Origin of the sequence: Limnohabitans sp. (genome assembly GCF_040401495.1) — a bacterium.
In the GTDB taxonomy this organism is placed as follows: Bacteria; Pseudomonadota; Gammaproteobacteria; order Burkholderiales; family Burkholderiaceae_C; genus Limnohabitans.
On record NZ_JBBAOI010000013.1, the window covers coordinates 1 to 21,563 of the forward strand.

The 21,563-nt window shown below is 54.4% G+C and carries 23 protein-coding genes; 15 read left to right on the top strand and 8 right to left on the bottom strand.

The features are described from left to right. Positions 1 to 31: 31 nt before the first annotated feature. Entirely contained in the window at positions 32 to 1,186 is a 1,155-nt protein-coding gene (locus AC9UEO_RS09020; RefSeq protein WP_509532329.1) for a zinc ribbon domain-containing protein, read from the bottom strand. A gap of 8 nt (positions 1,187 to 1,194) precedes the next feature. After that, positions 1,195 to 1,725 (bottom strand): hypothetical protein, encoded by a 531-nt coding sequence (locus tag AC9UEO_RS09025; protein WP_509532331.1) that lies wholly within the window; start codon positions 1,723 to 1,725, stop codon positions 1,195 to 1,197. Between the two features lie 252 nt (positions 1,726 to 1,977). On the opposite strand from AC9UEO_RS09025, the gene AC9UEO_RS09030 reads away from it, so the two are divergent. The 8 genes from AC9UEO_RS09030 to AC9UEO_RS09065 all read left to right on the top strand — a co-directional run bounded on the left by AC9UEO_RS09030 (position 1,978) and on the right by AC9UEO_RS09065 (position 9,617). Continuing rightward, positions 1,978 to 2,361 (top strand): bactofilin family protein, encoded by a 384-nt coding sequence (locus AC9UEO_RS09030; RefSeq protein ID WP_509532332.1) that lies wholly within the window; start codon positions 1,978 to 1,980, stop codon positions 2,359 to 2,361. Between the two features lie 116 nt (positions 2,362 to 2,477). Further along, the gene (locus AC9UEO_RS09035) at positions 2,478 to 3,590 is read left to right on the top strand and encodes a TatD family hydrolase (protein WP_509532334.1); all 1,113 of its coding nucleotides are present in this window, start codon (positions 2,478 to 2,480) and stop codon (positions 3,588 to 3,590) included. A gap of 34 nt (positions 3,591 to 3,624) precedes the next feature. Then, entirely contained in the window at positions 3,625 to 5,031 is a 1,407-nt protein-coding gene (locus tag AC9UEO_RS09040; protein ID WP_509532336.1) for an alkaline phosphatase family protein, read from the top strand. 17 nt (positions 5,032 to 5,048) lie between these two features. Beyond that, entirely contained in the window at positions 5,049 to 6,311 is a 1,263-nt protein-coding gene (locus tag AC9UEO_RS09045; RefSeq protein WP_509532338.1) for a 3-dehydroquinate synthase, read from the top strand. Between the two features lie 4 nt (positions 6,312 to 6,315). Continuing rightward, entirely contained in the window at positions 6,316 to 7,518 is a 1,203-nt protein-coding gene (gene eboE, locus AC9UEO_RS09050) for a metabolite traffic protein EboE (RefSeq protein ID WP_509532340.1), read from the top strand. Then, positions 7,515 to 8,384: a UbiA family prenyltransferase gene (locus AC9UEO_RS09055; RefSeq protein ID WP_509532342.1), complete on the top strand. Its 870-nt coding sequence runs from the start codon at positions 7,515 to 7,517 to the stop codon at positions 8,382 to 8,384. Before eboE ends, AC9UEO_RS09055 begins: the two co-directional genes overlap by 4 nt. 6 nt (positions 8,385 to 8,390) lie before the next feature. Then, the gene (locus AC9UEO_RS09060; RefSeq protein WP_509532436.1) at positions 8,391 to 9,299 is read left to right on the top strand and encodes an EboA domain-containing protein; all 909 of its coding nucleotides are present in this window, start codon (positions 8,391 to 8,393) and stop codon (positions 9,297 to 9,299) included. A 12-nt stretch (positions 9,300 to 9,311) separates the two neighbouring features. After that, positions 9,312 to 9,617: a 4Fe-4S dicluster domain-containing protein gene (locus AC9UEO_RS09065; RefSeq protein WP_509532344.1), complete on the top strand. Its 306-nt coding sequence runs from the start codon at positions 9,312 to 9,314 to the stop codon at positions 9,615 to 9,617. 73 nt (positions 9,618 to 9,690) lie between these two features. On the opposite strand, the gene AC9UEO_RS09070 is transcribed toward AC9UEO_RS09065, so the two are convergent. Both AC9UEO_RS09070 and AC9UEO_RS09075 read right to left on the bottom strand, forming a co-directional pair. Next, positions 9,691 to 10,101 carry a c-type cytochrome gene (locus AC9UEO_RS09070; protein ID WP_509532346.1) on the bottom strand — a complete coding sequence of 137 codons (411 nt, stop codon included), beginning with the start codon at positions 10,099 to 10,101 and terminating at the stop codon, positions 9,691 to 9,693. A 73-nt stretch (positions 10,102 to 10,174) separates the two neighbouring features. After that, positions 10,175 to 11,485, bottom strand: coding sequence for a PQQ-dependent sugar dehydrogenase (locus AC9UEO_RS09075; protein WP_509532348.1), 1,311 nt, complete (start codon positions 11,483 to 11,485; stop codon positions 10,175 to 10,177). 444 nt (positions 11,486 to 11,929) lie between these two features. Here AC9UEO_RS09075 and AC9UEO_RS09080 point away from each other — a divergent pair, with 444 nt between their 5' ends. After that, positions 11,930 to 12,121 carry a hypothetical protein gene (locus AC9UEO_RS09080; protein ID WP_509532350.1) on the top strand — a complete coding sequence of 64 codons (192 nt, stop codon included), beginning with the start codon at positions 11,930 to 11,932 and terminating at the stop codon, positions 12,119 to 12,121. Here AC9UEO_RS09080 and AC9UEO_RS09085 read toward each other — a convergent pair. Beyond that, on the bottom strand, positions 12,101 to 12,922 hold the full coding sequence (locus AC9UEO_RS09085; RefSeq protein ID WP_509532351.1) for a 2-keto-4-pentenoate hydratase: 822 nt from the start codon (positions 12,920 to 12,922) through the stop codon (positions 12,101 to 12,103). The genes AC9UEO_RS09080 and AC9UEO_RS09085 overlap by 21 nt on opposite strands. A gap of 41 nt (positions 12,923 to 12,963) precedes the next feature. Here AC9UEO_RS09085 and AC9UEO_RS09090 point away from each other — a divergent pair, with 41 nt between their 5' ends. Beyond that, positions 12,964 to 13,524 (top strand): YaeQ family protein, encoded by a 561-nt coding sequence (locus AC9UEO_RS09090; RefSeq protein ID WP_509532353.1) that lies wholly within the window; start codon positions 12,964 to 12,966, stop codon positions 13,522 to 13,524. A 6-nt stretch (positions 13,525 to 13,530) separates the two neighbouring features. Here the strand turns inward: AC9UEO_RS09090 and AC9UEO_RS09095 are convergent, their stop codons facing one another. Further along, a complete protein-coding gene (locus tag AC9UEO_RS09095) occupies positions 13,531 to 14,820 on the bottom strand; it encodes a Y-family DNA polymerase (protein WP_509532354.1) in 1,290 nt (429 codons plus the stop codon). A gap of 2 nt (positions 14,821 to 14,822) precedes the next feature. After that, positions 14,823 to 15,269 carry a LexA family protein gene (locus tag AC9UEO_RS09100; protein ID WP_509532356.1) on the bottom strand — a complete coding sequence of 149 codons (447 nt, stop codon included), beginning with the start codon at positions 15,267 to 15,269 and terminating at the stop codon, positions 14,823 to 14,825. Positions 15,270 to 15,478: 209 nt separating this feature from the next. On the opposite strand from AC9UEO_RS09100, the gene AC9UEO_RS09105 reads away from it, so the two are divergent. Further along, complete coding sequence (locus AC9UEO_RS09105) at positions 15,479 to 16,465, top strand: NAD(P)H-quinone oxidoreductase (protein WP_509532438.1); 987 nt, start codon at positions 15,479 to 15,481, stop codon at positions 16,463 to 16,465. Here AC9UEO_RS09105 and AC9UEO_RS09110 read toward each other — a convergent pair. Further along, positions 16,446 to 16,832 (bottom strand): Fur family transcriptional regulator, encoded by a 387-nt coding sequence (locus AC9UEO_RS09110; protein ID WP_509532358.1) that lies wholly within the window; start codon positions 16,830 to 16,832, stop codon positions 16,446 to 16,448. The genes AC9UEO_RS09105 and AC9UEO_RS09110 overlap by 20 nt on opposite strands. A 55-nt stretch (positions 16,833 to 16,887) precedes the next feature. Between AC9UEO_RS09110 and AC9UEO_RS09115 the strand changes: the two genes are divergently transcribed. Genes AC9UEO_RS09115 through AC9UEO_RS09130 form a run of 4 tightly spaced genes read left to right on the top strand, consistent with a single transcriptional unit; the run spans position 16,888 to position 21,557 of the window. Further along, a complete protein-coding gene (locus AC9UEO_RS09115) occupies positions 16,888 to 19,053 on the top strand; it encodes a TonB-dependent receptor (RefSeq protein ID WP_509532359.1) in 2,166 nt (721 codons plus the stop codon). A gap of 12 nt (positions 19,054 to 19,065) precedes the next feature. Beyond that, positions 19,066 to 19,581 carry a ZrgA family zinc uptake protein gene (locus AC9UEO_RS09120; RefSeq protein ID WP_509532360.1) on the top strand — a complete coding sequence of 172 codons (516 nt, stop codon included), beginning with the start codon at positions 19,066 to 19,068 and terminating at the stop codon, positions 19,579 to 19,581. A 3-nt stretch (positions 19,582 to 19,584) separates the two neighbouring features. Next, complete coding sequence (locus AC9UEO_RS09125; RefSeq protein WP_509532361.1) at positions 19,585 to 20,271, top strand: ATP-binding cassette domain-containing protein; 687 nt, start codon at positions 19,585 to 19,587, stop codon at positions 20,269 to 20,271. Continuing rightward, positions 20,268 to 21,557, top strand: coding sequence for an ABC transporter permease (locus AC9UEO_RS09130; RefSeq protein WP_509532362.1), 1,290 nt, complete (start codon positions 20,268 to 20,270; stop codon positions 21,555 to 21,557). The genes AC9UEO_RS09125 and AC9UEO_RS09130 overlap by 4 nt, the downstream gene beginning before the upstream one ends. Positions 21,558 to 21,563 lie beyond the last annotated feature (6 nt).

The window sequence follows — 21,563 nt, forward strand, 5'->3', positions numbered from 1 at the left end:
AATCATGGGGTGCTTTCAGAATTTGCGTGCATCAATGTGATTTGGCTTTGGCAGGAGCTTCATGCTTATCCGCTGGAGCGTTCTTGTCTGCAGGCTCGCCATGCTTTTCAGAGGGGCTAGCCGTATGCGTATCCGTGGCATCTCCATGCCCTGCGCTGTCATGTTTGGCTTGGGCGTCAGTTTTGGCAGGTTCGTGCGACAAGAAGTTGTAAATAGCCAAAGAGCTCAGCACCACAGTCAAACCGCACAAAAGACCAATGACAAAAATCATGAAGCTGCCGCCATCGCTGTCGCTGTCCGCAGACGACATGGATTTGGGGGAGGATTTCTCGGCTGTTTTTTTCTGTACGGCCTGTAACTGAGCCTTAAGTTCGCTCATGCCAGAAGCTAAAGCGCCCATGTTTTTTTCCAAACTTTGCTGCGCAGCTTGGTGGTAGGCATCAACGCGTTTTTCAAGGTGCTCTATGACCTCATGTTGGTCATCTTTGAGGTTTTCATTGTTTTGCGCCATGCTTTGCGCAAGTAATTTATGAATCTCAATTTTTTGTTTTTCAAGTTGAAGCTTGAATTCGTCTGGCATACGCTGCGAATATTGTTGCGCTTCATTCTGAGAAAACAACGCAGCCAATTGGGTAAGTTGACTTTGCAAGTTGGTTTGTTGCTCAGCCACTTGGCTCACCAAAGGCTCTAGCGGGTCAGGTTGGGTTTGCTGATGGTTTTGTTGTTGCGATGTGAGCGAAATGAAGTCGAGCAACAGGGAGTGTTTTTCAAGGGTCTTTTTGATTTCCTGTTGCGTTTGTTCAACAGCTTTTAGCCTATCGTGGTCTATGCTGGGTATTGTCTCTTTGACTGAACTGGTGGGTGCAGGTGTGATGTCTGAAGGGGCAACAGGGGGGGCAGGAATGTTGACTTCCGGTTCAGCATAGGCTGGGGTTACCGTTTGGCTAGGTGTTGGGGCCAACTCTAGGTCAATTTCACGCATATCAGCCATGTGTTCAGGCGGACTGAGTGTGAAGCTCATTTCATCAACAGGTTTGGTTTCTGCAGGGGCCGCAGTTAGCTCGACAGAGTTTTCATCGATGAGGGCTGCCTCAGTAAGCTTTGTGCTGCGTTTAACGGGCGCGCCGCACTTGCCACAAAACTTGGCGGTGATTGAAATAGGTTTTCCACATGCAACGCAATCCATAGCTTTACCTAGTTAGTTTCTTCTGATGTGTAAATACGACAAGGAGAGTACTTGCCTGTGCTGGCTTGGTTTTCTTCACAATCTTTCCTTGCAATTTCCTCAGCCTTTTCTTTGCTTTTGTCGGTGACAGCGCCTGCACAGTAAGCGGTTTCGCCATCAAAACTGTAAACAAAGGCACGGAAGGGCTTTGCTGGGTCGTTTTCTCGCATGAAGCGTTCAAACAGTTTTTTACATTTTCCTAGAAGTGGAGGACGGTACAAATTGGCCAAAGGAGAGGGCTCGGCTTTGACGAAGGACTTTTCATCTAATGCCGAAGATTCAGCGGTGGGCGTTTCGTCATGCGCCGAGGGGGTCTCATCTTGCTGGGTTTGTCCGTCTGCGCCTGCATGCGCATGAACAGGGGCGCCATGCATATCAACTGCTTCCATGCCTGCCCGCTCAGACTTCAAAAAGGAACGGGAATAGATGAACAATGGGATGTTGATAGAGGCCATCAACATCACCATGATCAGGTATTTGGTCATTCCTTTGGTGTTCATTTGTCAAAAAATCTAATAGTTACAGGAGGTTGTTAGCAAAACTTGTTCCACTTTAATCGGTTTGAATATCATCGACTTGAGTCCACAGTACCTCAAGTATTGCCTGAGAAGTTAGAAGTGTATTATTTAGCATTCAAAAAAATCATAAAAAAGCTATTTTTTCATAAGCCTATGGGTTAGTGAGAGGGTTTTTGTTATTAGAATGTTTTTTTTGCATAAAAAATTCCTCTTTCTTTAACCTAAAGGTATGACATGGCTGAAGCTACACCATCTGCAAGCAGTTTGATCATTGGAGAAGGTGTCACCTTTGTTGGCACCATAACCGCACCTGGTCGCGCAACAGTCAACGGCATTATTTCTGGCGAAATCACTGTTCATGATTTACACATAGGCACCCACGGCAGTGTGTCAGGAAGCATTGACGCCCATACCATCGATGTCCATGGTGTTTTGGCTCAACATGTTGTTTGCCATCAGCACATCATGATTCACCGCGATGGTGCGGTTTCAGGCAAACTTGACTATGCGGAAATTGAAATTGAACGCGGGGGGCAATTCATGGGCCAGATGACCCAGCACGAAGCCAATCAAGTCAAGTCAACAGCAGACCTCAGCAAGCCCCTGCCAAAACCCTGAATTTCCTCTGATTAAGGGGCTTTCCCTTAGGATGGCTAAACCCCCATAGTGCTATGATATTTGGCTCTCAGCCGTGATTATTGTTGGCTGTCGTTTGGCCAGTTAATGAGGAAGACATGAAGACCCAAGCCCCCTTTACCGGATCTGAAGCACAGGTCAATTCTTCTGCGGTTGAAGAGATGTTTGCGGGTAAATCTGTGGCCTGTCCTTGTTGCAACGGTAATTTGACACCTAGCATGTTGCAAAAAATCATGGACGACGCCAGTCGTTTAGAGGGTTTCAAAAAAGAATTTCGCGCTATCCCCACAGGGGGCCTTGGCATGATGATCGACCCCCATGCCCACATGACCGCGCGAACCACCGACGACTATGAAGCCATGGCCCAAGCAGGTATCGTGGCTGTCATCGAACCTGCCTTTTGGTTGGGCCAATTACGTACCAATGTAGGCACCTTTGTTGACTACTTCTCTACCATCACAGGCTTTGAGCGCTTTCGCGCCGGTCAGTTTGGTATTCGCCACTATTGCACGATTGGTTTGAACCCGAAAGAGGCTAACAACGAAGCTTTGGCCGAACAAGTGCTGGCTGTTTTGCCGCGCTACCTGACCAAAGAGGGTGTGGTTGCCGTGGGCGAAATTGGTTACGACGAGCAAACACCGCAGGAGGATAAAGCCTTCCGTGCCCAAATTGAGATGGCCAAAGAGTACGACTTGCCCATCATGATCCACACGCCACACCGCGATAAAACCCGTGGTACCCAGCGCAGCATGGATGTGTTGGAAGAGCATGGCTTTGACCCCGCACGATGTGTGATCGATCACAACAATGAAGAAACCATCCGTGAAGTGCTAGACCGAGGCTATTGGTGTGCTTTCACCATTTACCCGTCTACCAAAATGGGCAATGAGCGTTTGGCTACTTTGGTACAGCAGTATGGTTCAGAGCGCGTGATTGTTGATTCTTCATGCGACTGGGGCGTCTCAGACCCCTTGGCTGTTCCTAAGACTGCGCGTTTGATGGCTGACAGAGGTATTTCTGCAGACATCATTCACCAAGTGGTTTACAAAAACGCCTTGGCGGTTTATGGCCTAAATGGCGAGATGCAAGAAGAGCATTGGCTCAAACCCCAGGCCATCGATCAACGCACTCTTTACGAAGGAAACTCGGTTTTGCGGGGTCAAGAGCCCAAAGTACACACCCGTCAAGTCGACGCAAACGTGATCCGCTGACCGGATTAGCTGTTGACTTTTGGGTTTTTCATTTATGCAGCCGCTGATCGTTCTCAATATCGTGGGTCTTACCCCCCGCCACCTAGGTGCAAATACGCCGCGTTTATCGGCGTTTGCCCGTCAAGGTGCTATGCGGCCTTTAACCACCACCTTACCCGCGGTCACGTGCACCACGCAAGCGACTTTCATGACCGGTTTGCCGCCAGACCAAACCGGGGTGGTGGCCAATGGTTGGTTGTTTCGTGACCTGTGTGAAATTTGGTTTTGGCGACAGTCGAATCGCTTGGTCAATGGCGAAAAAATTTGGGAAGCAGGAAAAACACGGGACCCGCGTTTCACCTGCGCCAATATGTTTTGGTGGTACAACATGGCCTCAAGTCACGATTATGGTGCCACCCCCAGACCCATTTACAAAGCAGACGGAAGAAAACTCCCAGACTGCTTTACCGTACCTACCGATTGGCGCGATAAGTTAAGTGAGCGCTTGGGCAAGTTCCCTTTGTTTAGCTTTTGGGGCCCCAATACCAATATAGCGTCGACTCGCTGGATTGCCAAGGCCTCCGAGTTAGCCATTACTGATTTCGATCCCACGCTTACCATGGTCTATTTGCCGCATCTCGATTACGACATGCAGCGTTTTGGTCCCAATGAAAACCATCCTGCAGTGGCCAAGTCTTTGCAAGAGATCGATCAAGTGGCTGGCGACCTGATCGACTTTGCGCAAAAGCACGGTCGCCAAGTCATGGTTTTGTCCGAGTACGGTATCACCGAGGTAGATCGACCGATTCATATCAATCGTGAAATTCGTCGCCAAGGTTGGCTGCAAGTTCGCATGGAAGATGGTCACGAAATGTTAGACCCCACCACCTCCAAAGTGTTTGCGGTGGCAGATCACCAAATTGCGCATGTATATATCCGCGACTCTTCACTGATATCGCAAGTCAAGGCCTTGCTCTTGGCCATGCCGGGGGTCGAGTCTGTATGGGACAAAACCGAGCAAGCAGCCCACCATATTGCGCACGAACGAAGCGGTGAGTTGGTCGTCATGTCGGATGCACGCTCTTGGTTTACCTATTATTTTTGGCTCGATGACGCCTTGGCTCCCGACTTTGCTCGCACTGTTGAAATTCACCGCAAAGCTGGCTATGACCCCGTGGAATTGTTTCTGGACCCAAAGTTAGCTTTCCCGAAGTTGTACATCGTTTGGAAGCTTGTGAAAAAACTTCTAGGCTTTCGTATGCTGCTCGATGTCATCCCTTTGGACGCCAATTTGGTCAAAGGCTCGCATGGCCGGCCCACGGATGACCCACTCGACGGTCCCTTGGTCATGAGCGATATGCCCAATTTGCTTCCAGACACAGTGTCGGCCACCGACATTAAAGCGATTGCATTGCAACATATTTTTGGCGTTTCGACACCTGCTGGTCTCAGGACGACTTGATCGAGGACCTGACACTGATGACCGATGTCCTAACCCCCTACACCCGAATTCAAAAAGAGGAAGTTGATATGAATGCGCGAGCACCATCTCATGAAACACTAGAACCCAACACGGTCAGCGACAGCTTGCAAGTGCAAAGCTTTTCGGTCGATTACGCTTACCCTGTGGTCTTTACACGTCATGCGTTTGACCCTGCCAATTCGCACCTGCTAGACGTTTTACAGCGTCGTGAAACCCACAAGCGCCACCGTGTTGCCGTGTTCATAGATGGTGGCGTGGCGTCTGCGCTACCTAATTTGCTGAGTCAAATCCAAGCCTATTTCCAAGCCCATGCCCAGCACATTGAACTCGTGGGTGATGCGGTCGTTTTGCAAGGCGGAGAAGCCTGTAAAAACGACCCTGAACTGATTACCAATTTGCTGAAAATTTTGTCTGACAAGGCCATTGACCGTCACTCTTACTCGTTGGCCATTGGTGGCGGCGCGATCATGGACGCGGTAGGGTATGCCTCGGCTATTTTCCATCGCGGAGTGCGTCACATTCGTTTCCCGACCACGGTACTGGGTCAAGACGACAGCGGCGTGGGTGTGAAGAATGCCGTCAACTGGCTGGGTTTGAAAAACTTGGTGGGCACGTTTGCTCCTCCTTGGGCGGTCATCAACGACGGTGTGTTCATCGACTCACTTCCCGAGCGTGAAAAGCGTTGCGGCATGTCAGAGGCTGTCAAAGTCTCGCTCATTCGAGACGGCGCATTCTTTACTTGGCTGGAAAACAATGCACAGGCCTTGGCCCGTTTTGATACGGTGCCTTTGTCTTACCTCATTAAGCGTTCAGCCCAAATCCACATGAACCAAATCGCCTTGGGCGGTGACCCCTTCGAGTCTGGCTCGGCACGTCCCTTGGACTATGGCCACTGGGTTGCCCACAAGTTAGAGCGCATGACCACGCAGCACGAACTCAGCCACGGCGAGGCGGTGGCCATTGGTGTTGCCATGGATGCCCATTACTCTGTGTTGGCAGGTTTGTTGCCTGCAGGCGAAGACCTGCGGGTGCATCGCTTGCTCAGCACACTCGGCTTCAAACTCTGGAACGACCAACTTGAAACCCGCAATGCCCAAGGCCGCTTGGCTGTGTTGCAAGGCTTGGCAGATTTTCGCGAACATCTGGGCGGCGAACTCACCATTACTTTGCTGGCAGGCATCGGTAAAGGCATAGAGGTACATGAAATTCAAGACGACTGGGTGACCCAATCTATAGCTTGGCTGAAACAACACATTTGAAGACATGCAACTGACACGGCTTGCCGCCCAACCCCATCTCACCTACTGCACGAATATCCATGCAGGTGAAAGTTGGGATGAGGTAAGCCAAAGTCTCAACCTCTTTGTTCCTACCATCAGAGACGCCGTTGCTGATGGTGCCCCTATGGGCATAGGTTTGCGTTTGTCGGGGCAAGCCGCCTTCAGTCTGCACGACCCCAGCGTTTTGCAAACCTTTCAAGCTCAACTGAAGTCGCTCAACGCTTATGTGTTCACGCTGAATGCTTTTCCTTATGGCACTTTTCATGGCGTGCCAGTCAAGCAAGATGTGTATGCCCCTGATTGGACCCATGCAGAGCGTGTTCGCTACACCTTGGCTTGCATCGATATCTTGACCGCGCTGTTGCCCCAGGGCGTTGACGGCAGCATCTCGACCGTGCCTGTAGGCTTTCGAGATGCCTGCGACGCCCCTCAGGCCATGCCCAAGGTTGTGAGTCATTTATTGCAGTGCGTGGCGCATATGGTGGTGATCAAGCGGCAAACGGGTAAGCACATTGCCCTGGCTTTAGAACCCGAACCAGCGTGTTATTTGGAAACCACCCAAGAGGCTTCGCACTTCATCCAAACCCATATACGCAGCGACAAGGCCGTGGCCGAGTTGGCACAGGCCTTGGCGTGTTCCAGCGAACTGGCCAGGAAAGCCTTGGCCGAGCATTTGGGTGTGTGCTTCGATGTCTGCCACAGCGCAGTCGAGTTTGAAGACCCCGCGCTGGCTTTGAACAATTTGCGCCAAGCAGGCATTGCCATTCCCAAAATTCAGCTCAGCAGCGCGGTTCGCATTCCTCAAATGACAGCGGCGCAACTTCCCACGGTGCAGGGTTTTGACGACGCGGTGTATCTGCACCAAGTGGTGGTTCAGCAGGCGGGACAAATCACACGTTACGTCGATTTGCCCGATGCCGTGGCTGCGTTTCATAGTGGCCAAGCGCAAGGCGAGTGGCGTGTGCATTGCCACGTGCCGGTTTTTTTGCAAGATGCAGGGGCCATCTCCACCACCCAAGCGCAGTTGCTGCAAACCTTGGAGGCTTGCAAGCATGAGGGCTTTTCTTCGCATCTAGAGGTCGAAACCTATACTTGGGATGTTCTGCCCGCTGCGCTCAAGACCGATTCCAAGGCACAAGCCATCGCCCGTGAACTGCTGTTTGTTAAAAAGGTCTTGCTGGCATGAATACCCCGCGTACTGGATTTGCCACTTATTTAAAGATTGGACGGGTGTCCAATTTACCCACCGTCTGGACCAATGTACTGGCTGGCGCTTTTTTGTCGGGCCATGCGGCTGATGTGCCCACCCTGTTGTGGGTGATGCTGGCCATCACCTTGTTTTACACGGGTGGCATGTACCTCAATGACGCTTTTGATGCTGATATCGATGCGCGTGAACGCCCCAATCGTCCCATTCCCTCGGGCCAAATTTCAGCCAAGGCGGTGTCAGCCATTGGCTGCGCCATGTTGATGGGCGGTATTTTCATCGTCGCCCCTTATGGTGTACTGGCGGTTCAAGCTGGCGCAGCTTTGAGCTTGGCCATTCTTTTGTACAACGCGTGGCACAAAGGCAATGTGTTCTCGCCTGTCATCATGGGCAGCTGCCGTGCCTTGGTGTATGCCTTGGCAGCTTGGGTGTGTTTGCCGCAATCGCCAGACGCATTGCTGTGGGGCATGTTGGCGGTTTTTGCACATATCGCAGGCTTAACCTACGCGGCCAAGCAAGAAAGCTTGGACCGCATAGAGCGGCTTTGGCCACTGTTTATTTTGGTCTTGCCTTTTGCCATTTTTGTGCTCAATTTTTCCTCACCGCCTTTGGCTTTGCTCACCTTGTTACTGTTGGCAGTGGCAGATATTTTGGCGGTGCGTTTGTTGGCCTTGCGTCGCCAAGGTGGGGATGTGCCTAGGGCTGTGGCGCAACTGATTGCGGCTTGTGCTTTGCTAGACGCAGCAGCCGTCGCTTTCGCGGGAGGCAGTTGGCCTTGGGTTCTTGCTTGCGTACTGGCTTATTTGGCTTGTCGTTTGTTTCAAAAATTCATTCCAGGCACTTGATTGCATATGTTCCCTCAACATCACCATCTTTCACCCGCGGCCATTCCTCAGGCCATCGACTTGCTCAGTGTTTGGTTGAAGCCGCGCTTGTCTCCCGAAGGCTTTGCCTGGTTTGATACTGAGTTGCGGGCTTTGCAAGCCAAGCCCGAGCAAGCCCGTTGGTTCAAAGCATTGGGTTTGGCGCCTCGCAAGCTTGGCAAGGCGGATTTGCAGCCCACGCAGGCGGAGTTGCAGGCCGCGCAAGCACTGCGTCAGGGCTTAGACCCCAGCGAGTGGAGCGTTGACCAAACAGCTCGTATTGCATTCACGCTTGCGTTCTACCAAGGTGATGAGGCAGGTTTTGTTCAGCAAGTAGTGATGCTGATAGACACCTCCGAGATCAACGAACTGTTGGCCATTTTCCGTGGCTTTGCGCTGTTTCCCCACCCCCAGGCTTTGGAGCCCAAGGCCCGTGAGGCCATTCGCTCGACCATGCGACCTGTCTATGAGGCCATGTCGCATCGCAACCCTTTTCCCTTGGAGTTTTTCGACGAAGCTGCATGGAACCAGATGATCGTCAAGGCGTTTTTCTTGGATTCTTCTATTTGGCAAATCCAAGGTGTGGATGAACGCTACAACGCTGATCTTTCTGTCATCCTCATTTTGTTGGTGCAAGAGCGTTGGGCGGCAGGGCGCTTCATTGCCCCCGAAATTTGGCGTTGTGCGGTGCCCTATGCCAATGCCGAAGGGGTAGCGGTCATTCTGCAAGCCTTGGCTGGCAAAGCCTTGGAGCGAGAGCTACAAGTCATTGCCAAGATATGCCTCAGCCACCCCGACCTGTGTCCCCCTGAGGTAGTGCAAGCCGTCAAGGTCAAAGCGTGGGCCGATGACCCCAGCGGTCTGGCGTGGTCGAGTTTCGCTTCTGCCTCTTACTGAGTTTTAACTGTCATGGCCAATGCTTCCCCCGACCCCACTGTCTGCGCCGATCAAGCGGGCAAAGTCGCACCTGTGATCAACCGCAGTCGCTGCGAGGGTAAGGCCGACTGTGTGGCCGTTTGCCCCTATGCGGTGTTTGAGGTACGCCAATTCACTTGGGAAGAGTTAGGCGACATTTCTTTGCGTGGTCGATTAAAGGCTTGGGCGCACAAGCGTATGCAAGCCGATGTGGTGTCGCCCGAGGCTTGCCATGCCTGTGGCCTTTGCTTGAAGTCATGTCCTGAAGATGCCATCACGCTAGAGAAGTTTCTCACTTAGTTCTCGTCATCTACACAGGCGAAAAAAAACCTGCTGAAACAGCAGGTTTTTTAATGTGTGTGGTGGACAGCCGTTAAGGCATGAACTCATCTCCCATGATAAATGCGGTTACGCCAATGCGTTGCTGCTGATTAAAAACAGCTTTCCAAGAGGGCATTTTGCGAAAACCATTGGTGACGCGGTCGTACACAAACTCGGCTTGGTAGGAGGAAGGCTTGAGCTTGGGTGCTTTGCCGGGGTAGGCGCTGTTACCGTGGCAATGGCGGCATTGGCCGTCCCACACCTGCTTGCCAGCTTCAACATAGGCAGGGTCTTTGATCATGGCAGCCGTGATGACGGGCGCAGGTTCATCGTTGGCGGCAGGTGCCGCAGCTTCTTCAGACCACACAGAGGTGCTTGCAAAGCCAAAGGCCAGCAGGGTTGAAACGCACAACATGAGCTGTGCGCGGCGCAGTGAAAAAAAGGAGAGAGATGAAGTTTTCATGACATCAGTATATTCAAAAAAAAACTGCCACCCATGTCGCACAGGTGGCAGTTTCAGACCTTAGCTTACAAAATTATTTTGCAACAACTTTGTAGATGGTATCTTGCGAACCATTGGGGCCAGTAGTGACGGAAGTCAAAGCATAGACGTCACCTTTGTTATCTTGGGCGAAAGCCAGGATGTAAGGGATCTTGCCGTTGGGGGTTCCACCTTGGACTTCAACAGAAGCAACTTCCATGGACCATTTGCCATCAGAACCTTTGGTGCCGATGAAAATTTGGCCGTCGTTTTCAGCAAAGCCTTTGCTCCAGTCGCCGAAGATGTACTTGCCTTTAGAGCCAGTGCCATCGCCGCGGGAGATGTAGCCACCAGTGACGGAGATGCCTTTGCAACCGTTAGGAACGGCTGTGCAGTTGGCGTATTCCATGATGGAAGCAGTGATGCCAGATTTGTCGCAGCTAGCGGGATGGTTGTCAGGCTCTGCCCAGTTGAAGCAGCGCATCACACCTTCCACACGACGCCAGCCCATGTTTTGGCCTTTGTCGATAGCTTTAACGGCTTCCCAGCTGTTTTGCTGCACGTCGCCGCAATACAGTTGTGTGCCACCAGCTTGGTCGAATGAACATCTCCAGGGGTTACGCAGACCGTAAGCCCAGATTTCTGGCAAAACGTCTTTCTTGCCGACAAATGGATTGTCAGAAGGAATGCCGTAAGGCTTGTCGCCTGTACGTGCATCAACGTCAACGCGCAGGATTTTGCCCATGGCGGTGGTCAAATCTTGACCGTTACCGATCAAAGGATTGTGGCCAATGCCCCAGTCGTTGGCATAGCCGCCGTCGCCGGTGGAGATGTACAACTTCTTGTCAGGACCAAAGCCAATCCAGTGACCATTGTGGTTGAACTGGGGCCAGCTGATGGAGTGGATACGACGTGCAGAAGACATGTCGGCCATGTTTTTGTCGCCTTTGGAGACGGTGTACTCTTCAACCACGTTGCTGTGGTTGTACCAAAGCATTTGGCCCAAATCTGATTGGTAGTCCAAGTGAGCTGAGTAAGCCACATAGAACTTGCCGTTCGATTTGAAATCGGGGTGAAAAGCTAAGCCCAACAGACCGCGCTCGTCGAAGTCAGCCATCAGCGGAACGATTTTGCTGCGGATGTCGAGGAAAGTGCCTGTGATTTTGCCGTTTTCAAGAATCTTGATACGACCGTTTTGTTCTGTGATGAACATGCGGCTGTCACCGGCAGGTTGCACCATGGACAGTGGCGTATTGATACCACTGACTACTTTTTCCAACTTGACGCTAGGGCCGGCGTGTGCTGCCGAGCCAAAGGCCATCAATGTAGTCGCAGCAATAGCCGCAACCAGTTTAAGTGCACGCATTAGAGAACTCCTCGTCTTTGTGAATTGAACGTAACAACCCCGACTTGCTGTTGCTAAGTAAACTTATCAACCCTGTCCTTGGGATTGCACCCTTTAATCAGGCGAATGCATGATAGAACTCTTGCAATACCCTTTGCATAGGTGTTAACTCTATGCTCGGTATTTGCAGGGAAATTTTTTTTGGTGTATGCAATTTTTTGTTTAGATCTTTGAGGTGTTCTACGCGTCTTTGGGGGCGCGGTTTTTTTAGCCCGCCTTGGCACTTTCACGGTGCAGCGCCATTGCGCTAAGTTGGGGCTAGGCATCAATTTATTAGCCCTAAAGATTTCATAATGAGTCGATGTATCCCCAAATATGAGCGTTTCAAAATATTTTGCTGTGATTTGTCATCCGTGTCCCATGGTGGGGCGTTAAGAGCAACAAGATTGTTAACCCATGACCGCCATGAACAAGTCACACACAGACCAGCCCTCAAAGCCCACTGAATCACTAGGCAGCGGTGCTTACATTCCTTCAGAAAACATCTCCATCCGCAACACTTTCGAACGTATTCGCAGCCAAATGGCGCAAGAGGCAGAGCAAAAAAGCCGCCCCGTCTCTCGTTTGTACCCCGGCCTACGTGCCCTCAGAGCCTAAGTTCAGCTTTATCTTTAACCCCGTCAAGGGAAGGTCATAGCGGCTTTCCCACTGCTGGCCAGCCTTTAAAGGCCACGCGTCGGTCCAAGTCCCTGTCGTGATCACATCTCCCGCCTGCACACCGGGCGCCCCAGGGCATTGCCGCAGGGCTTTCAAAAAATACAGCAAGGCCATCAAGGGGCTGTCCAGCACGTTGCTGGCGTAGCCCGTTTCCACCGTTTTCCCCTCGTGCAGAAGTTGCAGCGACATGCCCGACAGCAGGTTATGCAAAGTTGCGCCGTCTGCGGCGACTTCCCGTACCGCCAAGGGCTTGCCCACCAGCAAATGCGCATGAAGCCCGCTGTCGGTCACAGTGTCAGCCACTTTGAAGCGCCAATCGGCGGCGTGGGACTGCACGATTTCAAAGCCGCAGGCCATCCACTCGATGGCATCAAACAGGCTTTGCGGGTTTAAATCGTCAGAGGGCGTGCTGCGCATGCCAAACACCAACTCGGGCTCCAAGCGCGGTTGGCTTATGTGGCTGATGTCAACAAAGCCCTCGCCCTGCGCATCAGCGTGGCTGAGGGTGGTGTTCCAGACCGTGCCCCAAATGGGCTCGAACACTTGGTAGCGTTCCCAAATGCTGCGGTTGGTGAAACCAATTTTGAAGCCGCGCGGTTGTTCGCCGCGCTGCACACGCAACTGCCTCACTTGCAAAGCGGTTTGGTAGGCCAGTGAAACATCGCTGGGGATGGACGCTACGCTGTCGGCAGGCCATAGGCTGCCTTGGTCGATATGCTGCAAAAGTGTGTCGGGTGTCATGTGGATGCTTGTCAGGGGCAGGGCGCAGACTATCATCGCCCATGGCCATCAAATCTACCATTTACAAGGCGCAGCTGCAGATCGCCGATATCGACCATGGCTATTACGCCGACCATGCGCTGACCTTGGCGCGTCACCCCAGCGAGACCGACGAGCGCATGATGGTGCGGCTTGTCGCCCTCGCCATGAACGCCCATGAGGTGCAAGACCTGTGTCAAGGCGATGCAGTGTTGGCGTTTGGGGCGGGCTTGTCCGACCCCGATGATCCCGATGTATCTATCACTGATTTCACCGGCCGCAAGCGGGTATGGATCGAGGTGGGCCAGCCCGAAGAAAAACCCATGCTGCGTGCTTGCAGCAAGTCTGACCGCGTGCTGGTCTATGCCTTTGCGCACTCAGCGGATATTTGGTGGCGTGGCATCGAGAACAAACTGCATCGCCAAGACAAGCTCAAAGTGATGCGCATTCCTTCTGAGGCCTCGCAAGCCATGGCCGCCATGGCTGAGCGCAGCATGCAATTACAAGCCACCATACAAGAGGGCGGCATGACGCTGAGCAGCCATTTGGGCAGTGTGCATTTTGAGACGGTGGTGTGGCGCTGAGAGCGTTCACTGGGCGCTGGGTAGCTCGTCCCAGCGGGTGGTAAAGCGTGGTGAGCGGTTGGCGCTGCGCATACGCCAATCACGGCTGGTGCCTGTGGCGGCCAAGTGAACCGTGTTGCGTCCGAAATGCAGGTTCAGGCGATCGAGTGTTTTCATCAACTCAGCGTCACGTGTACGCGTCGCGCTGCTGTCAAACAAGCTGTGTTGCTGACGTTGTGCTTCACTCAAAGCGCACAGCATGACACCGGCTTTTTTATAGGCAAAACCGGCACGAAATATTTTGCGCAAAGCCACCCACACCGCGTCGCTGAGCAAGCGGCTGTCGTCGCTGGGTTCGGGCAAAGGTACCAAGAGACTGGCGTTGTACTGCGGTTCGTCGGGCTTGAAGGGGTTGGTGCGGATGAAGACGTGAACAGCCCCTGCCAGCGACTGCTGAGCACGCAGCTTTTCACCTGCCCGCGCCACATGGGTGCTGAGGGCTTCGCGCAACTCCACCATGCTGTGGACAGGTCTGCCAAAGCTGCGCGACGCCATGATTTGTTGCTTTGGGGGGGTGATGTCTTCCAATCCCAAGCAGCTGACGCCACGCAGTTCGCACACGATGCGCTCCATCACCACGCCAAAGCGCTGGCGCACACGCGCAGGCGGCGTGTTGCGCAAATCAAGCACGGTGTGAATGTCCATGTCGGCCAAGCGCCGTGCGGTGCGACTGCCCACGCCCCAAACCTCACGCACCTCGGTTTGCGCCATCCAGTCTTGGCGTTCAGGGCGAGAGAGGGCATTTAAATCGCACACGCCCTCAAACACGGCTTGCTTCTTGGCCAGATGGTTGGCGAACTTGGCCAAGGTTTTGGTCGGGCCTATGCCCACGCACACCGGCAAGCCGGTCCACTGGCGAATGCGTTGGCGCATCTGCCGCCCCAGCGCCACACCACCGCCGTGCAGCGGCAGCACTTGTTCAACACGTAAAAAACTTTCGTCGATGCTATACACCTCTAAGTCGGGGGCGTAGTCACGCAAGATATCGACCACGCGTTGGCTCATGTCGGCGTACAGCGTGTAGTTGGAGGAAAACGCCTCGATGCCGTGCAGCAATGCCAAATCTTTGAGCGAAAACCAAGGCGCACCCATCTTCACGCCAAGCGCTTTCACCTCGTTGGAGCGAGCCACCGCGCAGCCATCGTTGTTGGAGAGCACCACCACGGGTATGTTGTGCAGGCGAGGTTGAAACACGCGCTCGCAACTGACATAAAAGTTGTTGACATCGACCAGCGCAAACTGTGCGGGTGTGCTCATGCCTAGCCCCCGCGTGTTAAGCGTCGCACCACGCCGACCACCACGCCCCACACCTCCAAAGGCCGCTCGGCGCTGAGCACAATGGCTTGGTAGGCGGGGTTGTCGGGGCGCAGCTCAATGCGCCCGTGTTGTTGGTGCAAGCGCTTGATGGTGTAGTCGCCTTCAACCACGGCGATCACGATGTCGTTGTGGCGTGCTTGCAGCGAGCGGTCCACCACCACTTTGTCGCCGTCTTCGATGCTGGCGCCACGCATGGAGTCGCCGCGCACATTGAACATGAAGGTGGCGGGTTTGTGGCGCACCAAGTAGTCGTTGAGGTCGAGGCTGTCTTCGGTGTCGTCAGCAGCGGGTGAGGGAAAGCCGGCCGACATGCGGTGCAGCAGCAGGCGCAGCGGTGCGCCGCTGGGCTGGGTTTGCAGGGTTTGGGGTTGTTGGTGCAGGGTGTGCATGTCAAGTGAGAATAAATACTGTATAAAAACACAGTTTAACGGAGTTTAATCAGGGGCGTAGGACACGGTGTGCTGGGTGCGGGGTGCGGGGTGCGGGGTGCGGGGTGCGGGGTGCGGGGTGCGGGGTGCTATCCTGCATGCCCCGAGCCGGTTCCCAAGTGTGCACGGCTGTTTTTCATAAGGTTTTGACGATGACGATACCTGCTTTGATGCGTTTTATCGACCACGGCAGTGGCGGTGCCCCCGATATATTGAAGCCCGCCCAGACCGGCGTGCCCACACCCGCGGCAGGCGAGGTCTTGGTCAAGGTGGCTTATGCGGGTGTGAACCGCCCCGATTGCTTGCAGCGCAGCGGTCGCTACCCACCCCCACCGGGTGCTTCACCCATTTTGGGTTTGGAAGCCTCAGGCCATGTGGTGGCGTTGGGCGAGGGCGTGACCCGCTGGAAGGTGGGCGACGCGGTATGCGGTTTGGCCAATGGTGGAGCCTACGCCGAGTACGTCAGCATCCCCGAGGGGCAAGCTTTGCCTGTTCCCAAGGGTTTAAGCCTGTTGCAAGCAGCAGCTTTGCCTGAAAACTACTTCACCGTCTGGACCAATGTGTTTCAGCGTGGCCGTTTGCAGAAGGGGGAAACTTTCTTGGTGCATGGCGGCTCGTCCGGCATTGGCTTGACCGCGATTCAACTCGCCAAGGCCTTTGGTGCCAAGGTGCTGTGTACCGTGGGCAATGCCGACAAGGTGGCGGCTTGCTTGAAAGCCGGTGCCGATGTGGCCATCGATTACCGCCAGCAAGATTTTGTCGCCCAAGCACTTGCCGCCACCGAGCAAAAGGGTGTGAACATCATTTTGGACATGGTGGGTGGCGACTATATGCAGCGCAATTTGCAAACGCTTGCCATCGACGGTCGTTTGGTGCAAATCGCGTTTTTACAGCCCTCGAAAACCGAGGTCGATTGGATTGCGCTGATGGTCAAGCGACTGACCTTCACCGGTTCCACCCTGCGTCCGCGCAGTGCAGCGGACAAAGCACAGATGGCCCATGAATTGCAAACGCAGGTCTGGCCGCTGCTGGCGCAAGGCAAAGCTTTGCCCGTCATTCACCAAGTGTTCGAGTTAGACCAAGCAGCGCAAGCCCATGCGCTGATGGAGTCGTCCACGCACATTGGCAAAATCATGCTCAAGGTGGCGGGGGACTGAGTTGGCATCTCTCACACGCACCGTACAGCGTCAGCTCGTGGCTCTCCACATGAAAGCCTTTGGGGGCAAGTTGCTGTAACTCCCCCGGGCATTCATGCACGTCATAGACCTTATCGCAGCGTGTGCAATGGAAATGGTGGTGGTGGTGGTGGTGCGAGGACTCGTAGCGAGGGTTTTCGCCGGGCAAATACACCGTGCCCACCAAGCCGTTTTCTACCAACGATTTGATATTTCGGTACACCGTGGCGATACCCATGCCCGGTGCCTTGGCTGCTGCTTCATCCAAAATTTCTTGTGCTAACAGGGGGCGGCCAGCCGTTTTTATGGCGTTGAGGATGGCCGTGCCTTGTTTGGTGATGCGTTCCATAGGGTAAGCTGTTTATATGATAATGAGTTATCATTATCGTGTAACGGAGGATTCCATGCACCGATTTTCACCCCAAAACCAAGTACTCGACGCCAAGCGCTGGGGCTTGGCCATCTTGCTCTTTCAGGTGCTTCATTCACAAGCCCAAAACATGCCTGTCGCAAATCCTGAGCGACTGCAAGAAGTGACGGTGACGGGCAATGCCTTGGGTAACGCCGAGGGCATACAAGCTGTGCAAATCTTGCAAGGCGAGGAATTGATGATCAACAGCCAAAGCACACTGGGTGAGACCTTGGCGCTCACGCCTGGTGTCAGCAGCAGCTATTTCGGCCCCAATGCCAGCCGCCCCATCATCCGTGGCATGGACGGCGACAGGATCAAAATCTTGAACAACAGCGCAAGCTCGCACGATGTGTCTGCGCTTAGCAATGACCATGCAGTGCCGTCAGACCCTTTGACGGTCGAGCGCATCGAGGTGCTGCGCGGCCCCTCGGCCATCATGTACGGCGGCAGCGCTGTGGGGGGCGTGGTGAATTTGATCGACAACCGCATTCCTACGCAGCCCATGGAAGGCTTGAGCGGCAAGGCCGATGTGGGTTGGTCCACGGTCAACAAAGAGTCCCGTGCCGCGGTCATGCTCGAGTCTGGCAACGAGCGCTATGGTTTGCATGTGGATGCCTTTGGCAGGCACAGCGGCGACATGGGTGTGCCCGATACCTTGGCTTGTACCAAGTCGGGTTCTAGCGCCTCAGCCAAGGCCATTTGTAATTCAGCCAACACCAGCCGTGGCTATGCCTTGGGCGGTTCGGTCTTTTGGGACAAGGGCTATCTGGGTTTGTCAGGCACGCACTACAACAGCACTTACGGCACGGTGGCCGAGGATACGGTGACCATAGGCATGCAAAGCGATCGCTATGCCTTGGAAACGGAAATTCGCTATCCTGTAACCGGCTGGGACAATATGCGGGTGCAGTTCACCCAAACCGATTACCAACATACGGAATACGAATCGGGCGCGGTTGGCACAGTGTTCAGCCAAGAGGGGCAAGAGCTGCGCTGGAGCGCCAAGCACCAAGCCGTGGCCAGCCCATGGGGACAGTGGCAAGGGGTAGTCGGCTGGCAAGGCGAAGACAACCGCTTTGCGGCCAATGGCGCGGAGGCCTTCATGCCGTCTACCCAAACCCGGCAATCAGCGATTTACTGGGTTGAAGAGCTGAAAAAACCATGGGGAGGTTTCAGTTTTGGGCTTCGTTCCGAAGCTGTCAAAGTCAATGGCGATGCCTTCGACCCAGAGAGCGACGGGTCGACCCGTTACACCGCCGCGACCACCAACATGTTTTCCCCTATCAGCAGTTCTTTGGGGGTTTTGTACAAGCTCAGTTCCGATGTGTCGCTCAAAGCCCATTGGGCGCGTACCGCACGAGCGCCCAAAGACTATGAGTTGCGTGCCGACGGTGTGCATGTGGCCACCGCCGCTTATGAGCAAGGCTCGGTCGCTTTGCAAACCGAAAAAGCCCGTCAAATGGACATTGGCATGGAATGGGGGCAGGGGCCGCACACTGCCAGCCTGAATTACTTCGTCAACCGCTTTAGCAATTACATAGGTTTGAATGCCACAGGCGATGTAGTAAATGGCTCAGGCCTTGTCGGTGGCGCAGGTACAGACAGCGTTGCTTGTACCAGTGCAGACGCCGACAACGATTGCTGGGATAAATACGAGTTTGAAGCGGTTCGAGCCCAGTTCAAAGGCTGGGAAGCCATGGCGCAGCTGCGTTTGAGTGGCAGCAGCGGCTTGTTTCCAGCCATCGATGGGCTTGCCTTGTGGGATCTCAAATTACGGGCGGATTCCGTTCGTGCCAGCAACCTTGACACGGGAGAAGCCTTGCCGCGTATCGCCCCCTTTCGTTGGGGCGCAAGCTTGTCAAGGCAATCGGGGCCTTGGCGTTGGTCGCTGGGGATGGACAAGGCACAAGCCCCCCGCTTGGCGTCCACTCAGGTGGCCACTGCCGGTTACAACTTGTGGAACACCCAGCTCAGTTACCGACAAACCCTTCAAGCCAACCAAGCTGTGTGGTATATCAAGGTTGACAACCTGACCGACCAATTGGCTTATCCCGCCACCTCTGTGTTGACCACCACCGCTGCAGACACGGTGACAGGCCGCCCCAAGGCGCCGTTGCCTGGCAGAAATATCAAATTGGGTTTGCAACTGATCTTCTAGAATGGAAAAATGATGAAACACAAAATTTGTAGCGCTTTCGCGGCGGCAGTCTTGCTTCACGGCGCTTGTGCGCTGGCCGGTGACAAGCACGCTGCCCATTCCCATGGTTTTGGCACATTGGAGCTGGTTGTCCAAGGCGGCACGGTCAAAGCCAACTTTGAAATTCCCATGGAAAGCTTGCTGGGTCACGAGCATTTGCCGCGTACCCCCGAACAAAAAAAGGCCATGGCCGAGTTGCAAACAGCCGTGGCGCAAGCCAGTTACTTCATCACCCTGCCTGCGGCGGCGGGTTGCCAAACCAAGTCTTTGCTAGTGAACTCTGACATGTTCAAGGGTAAAAAGTCCGAGCACAGCGACTTGGATGCCGAGCTTGAGTTCAGCTGCAGCCAGCCCAGCGCTTTGACTCAGGTTGAAATTCCCTTGTTTAAAAAGCACGCCCGTTTAAGTGCTTTGAAAGTGGACATGGTCAGCCCCAAAGGGCAGGCCAGCGTCACCCTCAAAGCCAAAGACCCAGTGCTTCGCTGGTAAACCGTGACCCACGCTCTTCAACTCTCGCAACTCTCCCACGCTTGGGGCAATTCGCCGCCCTTGTTTGACATTGCGCAACTGACGCTGTTGCAGGGCGAAAACTTGTTCATTCAAGGGCCGAGCGGCTGCGGCAAAAGCACTTTGCTGGGTATGTTGGCAGGCGTGATTGCTGTTCAGCACGGAGACTGCGAAGTATTGGGGCAAGCCTTGAAGCAACTGAGCGCCGCACAGCGCGACCGCTTGCGTGGTGAGCACATGGGCGTGATTTTTCAGCAGTTCAATTTGCTGCCCTACCTCGACGTCAAAACCAATGTGCTGCTGCCTACCCGCTTGTTCCCCAGCCGTGCCGCTGCTGCCGTGCAGGAATGGGGCAGTGCCGAGCAGCAAGCCTTGCATTTGTTGCACACCTTGGGTCTGCCTAAGGCCGTGTGGCAGCAAGGTGTGAACCAACTGTCGGTGGGTCAGCAGCAACGGGTTGCTGCAGTGCGAGCGCTCATGGGCAGCCCCCGCTTGGTGATTGCCGACGAACCTACGTCGGCGCTGGACGAGGCCAATCAACTCGAGTTCCTTGATGTGTTGTTGGGCACAGCGCGGCGCCAAGCTGCCAGCGTGGTCATGGTCAGCCACAACCCGCAACTGGCATCTCGTTTCGACCAAGTCTTTGCCATGCCTTTAAGGGGCCGAGCATGATGTGGCTGAACCTGGCTTGGCGCAGTGCATGGTCGCGTCGCCAAGCTTTGGCCATGGTCATTGTGTCTGTGTGTGTCTCAGTGTTGATTGTGCTGGGCGTGCAGCAACTGCGGGAAGACGCCAAACGCAGTTTCTCCAATGCGCTCAGTGGCGTAGACCTGATCGTGGGGCCACGCGGCAGCGCCACCGAACTCATGCTCTACAGCGTGTTTCAAATTGGCAGACCCTCACGCAATATGAGTTACGAGGGCTTTACCGCTTTGGCGCAACTGCCCCAAGTGCAATGGGCTGTACCCATTCAACTGGGGGACAGTTATTTAGGCCATCCGGTGCTGGGCAGCACCCCTGACATATTCACCCGTTTCAAAAGCCAAGGCCAAGGTTTGCAGTGGGCTCAGGGGCGGGCGTTTGCAGACCCTCTCACCCAGCCTGAGGCCTTGAGCGAGGTGGTGCTAGGTGCCGAGGTGGCCAAACGTTTTGGCCATAAGCTCAATGACAAATTGGTGCTCACCCACGGCCAGTCCAGTGGCCTTGGCACCGAGCATGAAGACCACCCCATGACCGTGGTGGGCATCTTGCAGCCCACTGGCGCACCCATAGACCGAAGCGTCATTGTCAGCTTGCAGGCTTTCGAGGCCATCCATGTCGGTTGGGGCATGGGCATCTCGCCCAGTGCTTTCAAGGCGGCAGGCGGTGCACCGCAGGCCTTGGACATCAAAGAGTTGCAACCCTCCAGTCTGTCGGCTGTGTGGGTGGGTTTGCATAACCGTGCCGAGGTGTTCTCGGTACGGCGCAAGATCGAAGGCTTGGAGCGTGGTCAGTTGATGGCGGTCATGCCAGGCGTGGCGCTAGACGAGTTGTGGCAAATTGTGAAAGTGGTTGAAAACACCTTGTTGCTGGTGGGTATGCTGGTGGCGGTGAGTGCCATGTTCAGCGTGGCGGCGGTGCTGCTCGTGGCGATGGCCGGTCGGCGCAAAGAATTGGCCATTTTGCGGGCCATGGGTGCGGCGCCTTTGGCTTTGATGGGCTTTGTTTTGTTGGAATCTTTGTTGGTCTGCGTGGTGGGTATAGTGATGGGTTATGTGCTGTGCCAAGCCTTGTTGATAGCGGGGCAAGGGGTATTGCGCACCGAGTTTGGTGTGTTGGTGCAAGCAGGCTGGCCTGCTGCACAGGCATGGTGGGCTTTAGCGGGCTTGTGTGGCGTGGCTTTGCTGGCCAGTCTGGTGCCGGCTTGGCGTGCCTACCGTTTGTCTTTGTCGGATGGTTTGCATCCCCCGTCAGTTTGAATAGAG

What these genes read in the sequence shown, in the direction of transcription:
- AC9UEO_RS09020 (WP_509532329.1), bottom strand. Translation starts at nt 1,186, where the DNA reads ATGGATTGCGTTGCATGTGGAAAACCTATTTCAATCACCGCCAAGTTT.
- AC9UEO_RS09025 (WP_509532331.1), bottom strand. Translation starts at nt 1,725, where the DNA reads ATGAACACCAAAGGAATGACCAAATACCTGATCATGGTGATGTTGATG.
- AC9UEO_RS09030 (WP_509532332.1), top strand. Translation starts at nt 1,978, where the DNA reads ATGGCTGAAGCTACACCATCTGCAAGCAGTTTGATCATTGGAGAAGGT.
- AC9UEO_RS09035 (WP_509532334.1), top strand. Translation starts at nt 2,478, where the DNA reads ATGAAGACCCAAGCCCCCTTTACCGGATCTGAAGCACAGGTCAATTCT.
- AC9UEO_RS09040 (WP_509532336.1), top strand. Translation starts at nt 3,625, where the DNA reads ATGCAGCCGCTGATCGTTCTCAATATCGTGGGTCTTACCCCCCGCCAC.
- AC9UEO_RS09045 (WP_509532338.1), top strand. Translation starts at nt 5,049, where the DNA reads ATGACCGATGTCCTAACCCCCTACACCCGAATTCAAAAAGAGGAAGTT.
- eboE (WP_509532340.1), top strand. Translation starts at nt 6,316, where the DNA reads ATGCAACTGACACGGCTTGCCGCCCAACCCCATCTCACCTACTGCACG.
- AC9UEO_RS09055 (WP_509532342.1), top strand. Translation starts at nt 7,515, where the DNA reads ATGAATACCCCGCGTACTGGATTTGCCACTTATTTAAAGATTGGACGG.
- AC9UEO_RS09060 (WP_509532436.1), top strand. Translation starts at nt 8,391, where the DNA reads ATGTTCCCTCAACATCACCATCTTTCACCCGCGGCCATTCCTCAGGCC.
- AC9UEO_RS09065 (WP_509532344.1), top strand. Translation starts at nt 9,312, where the DNA reads ATGGCCAATGCTTCCCCCGACCCCACTGTCTGCGCCGATCAAGCGGGC.
- AC9UEO_RS09070 (WP_509532346.1), bottom strand. Translation starts at nt 10,101, where the DNA reads ATGAAAACTTCATCTCTCTCCTTTTTTTCACTGCGCCGCGCACAGCTC.
- AC9UEO_RS09075 (WP_509532348.1), bottom strand. Translation starts at nt 11,485, where the DNA reads ATGCGTGCACTTAAACTGGTTGCGGCTATTGCTGCGACTACATTGATG.
- AC9UEO_RS09080 (WP_509532350.1), top strand. Translation starts at nt 11,930, where the DNA reads ATGAACAAGTCACACACAGACCAGCCCTCAAAGCCCACTGAATCACTA.
- AC9UEO_RS09085 (WP_509532351.1), bottom strand. Translation starts at nt 12,922, where the DNA reads ATGACACCCGACACACTTTTGCAGCATATCGACCAAGGCAGCCTATGG.
- AC9UEO_RS09090 (WP_509532353.1), top strand. Translation starts at nt 12,964, where the DNA reads ATGGCCATCAAATCTACCATTTACAAGGCGCAGCTGCAGATCGCCGAT.
- AC9UEO_RS09095 (WP_509532354.1), bottom strand. Translation starts at nt 14,820, where the DNA reads ATGAGCACACCCGCACAGTTTGCGCTGGTCGATGTCAACAACTTTTAT.
- AC9UEO_RS09100 (WP_509532356.1), bottom strand. Translation starts at nt 15,269, where the DNA reads ATGCACACCCTGCACCAACAACCCCAAACCCTGCAAACCCAGCCCAGC.
- AC9UEO_RS09105 (WP_509532438.1), top strand. Translation starts at nt 15,479, where the DNA reads ATGCGTTTTATCGACCACGGCAGTGGCGGTGCCCCCGATATATTGAAG.
- AC9UEO_RS09110 (WP_509532358.1), bottom strand. Translation starts at nt 16,832, where the DNA reads ATGGAACGCATCACCAAACAAGGCACGGCCATCCTCAACGCCATAAAA.
- AC9UEO_RS09115 (WP_509532359.1), top strand. Translation starts at nt 16,888, where the DNA reads ATGCACCGATTTTCACCCCAAAACCAAGTACTCGACGCCAAGCGCTGG.
- AC9UEO_RS09120 (WP_509532360.1), top strand. Translation starts at nt 19,066, where the DNA reads ATGAAACACAAAATTTGTAGCGCTTTCGCGGCGGCAGTCTTGCTTCAC.
- AC9UEO_RS09130 (WP_509532362.1), top strand. Translation starts at nt 20,268, where the DNA reads ATGATGTGGCTGAACCTGGCTTGGCGCAGTGCATGGTCGCGTCGCCAA.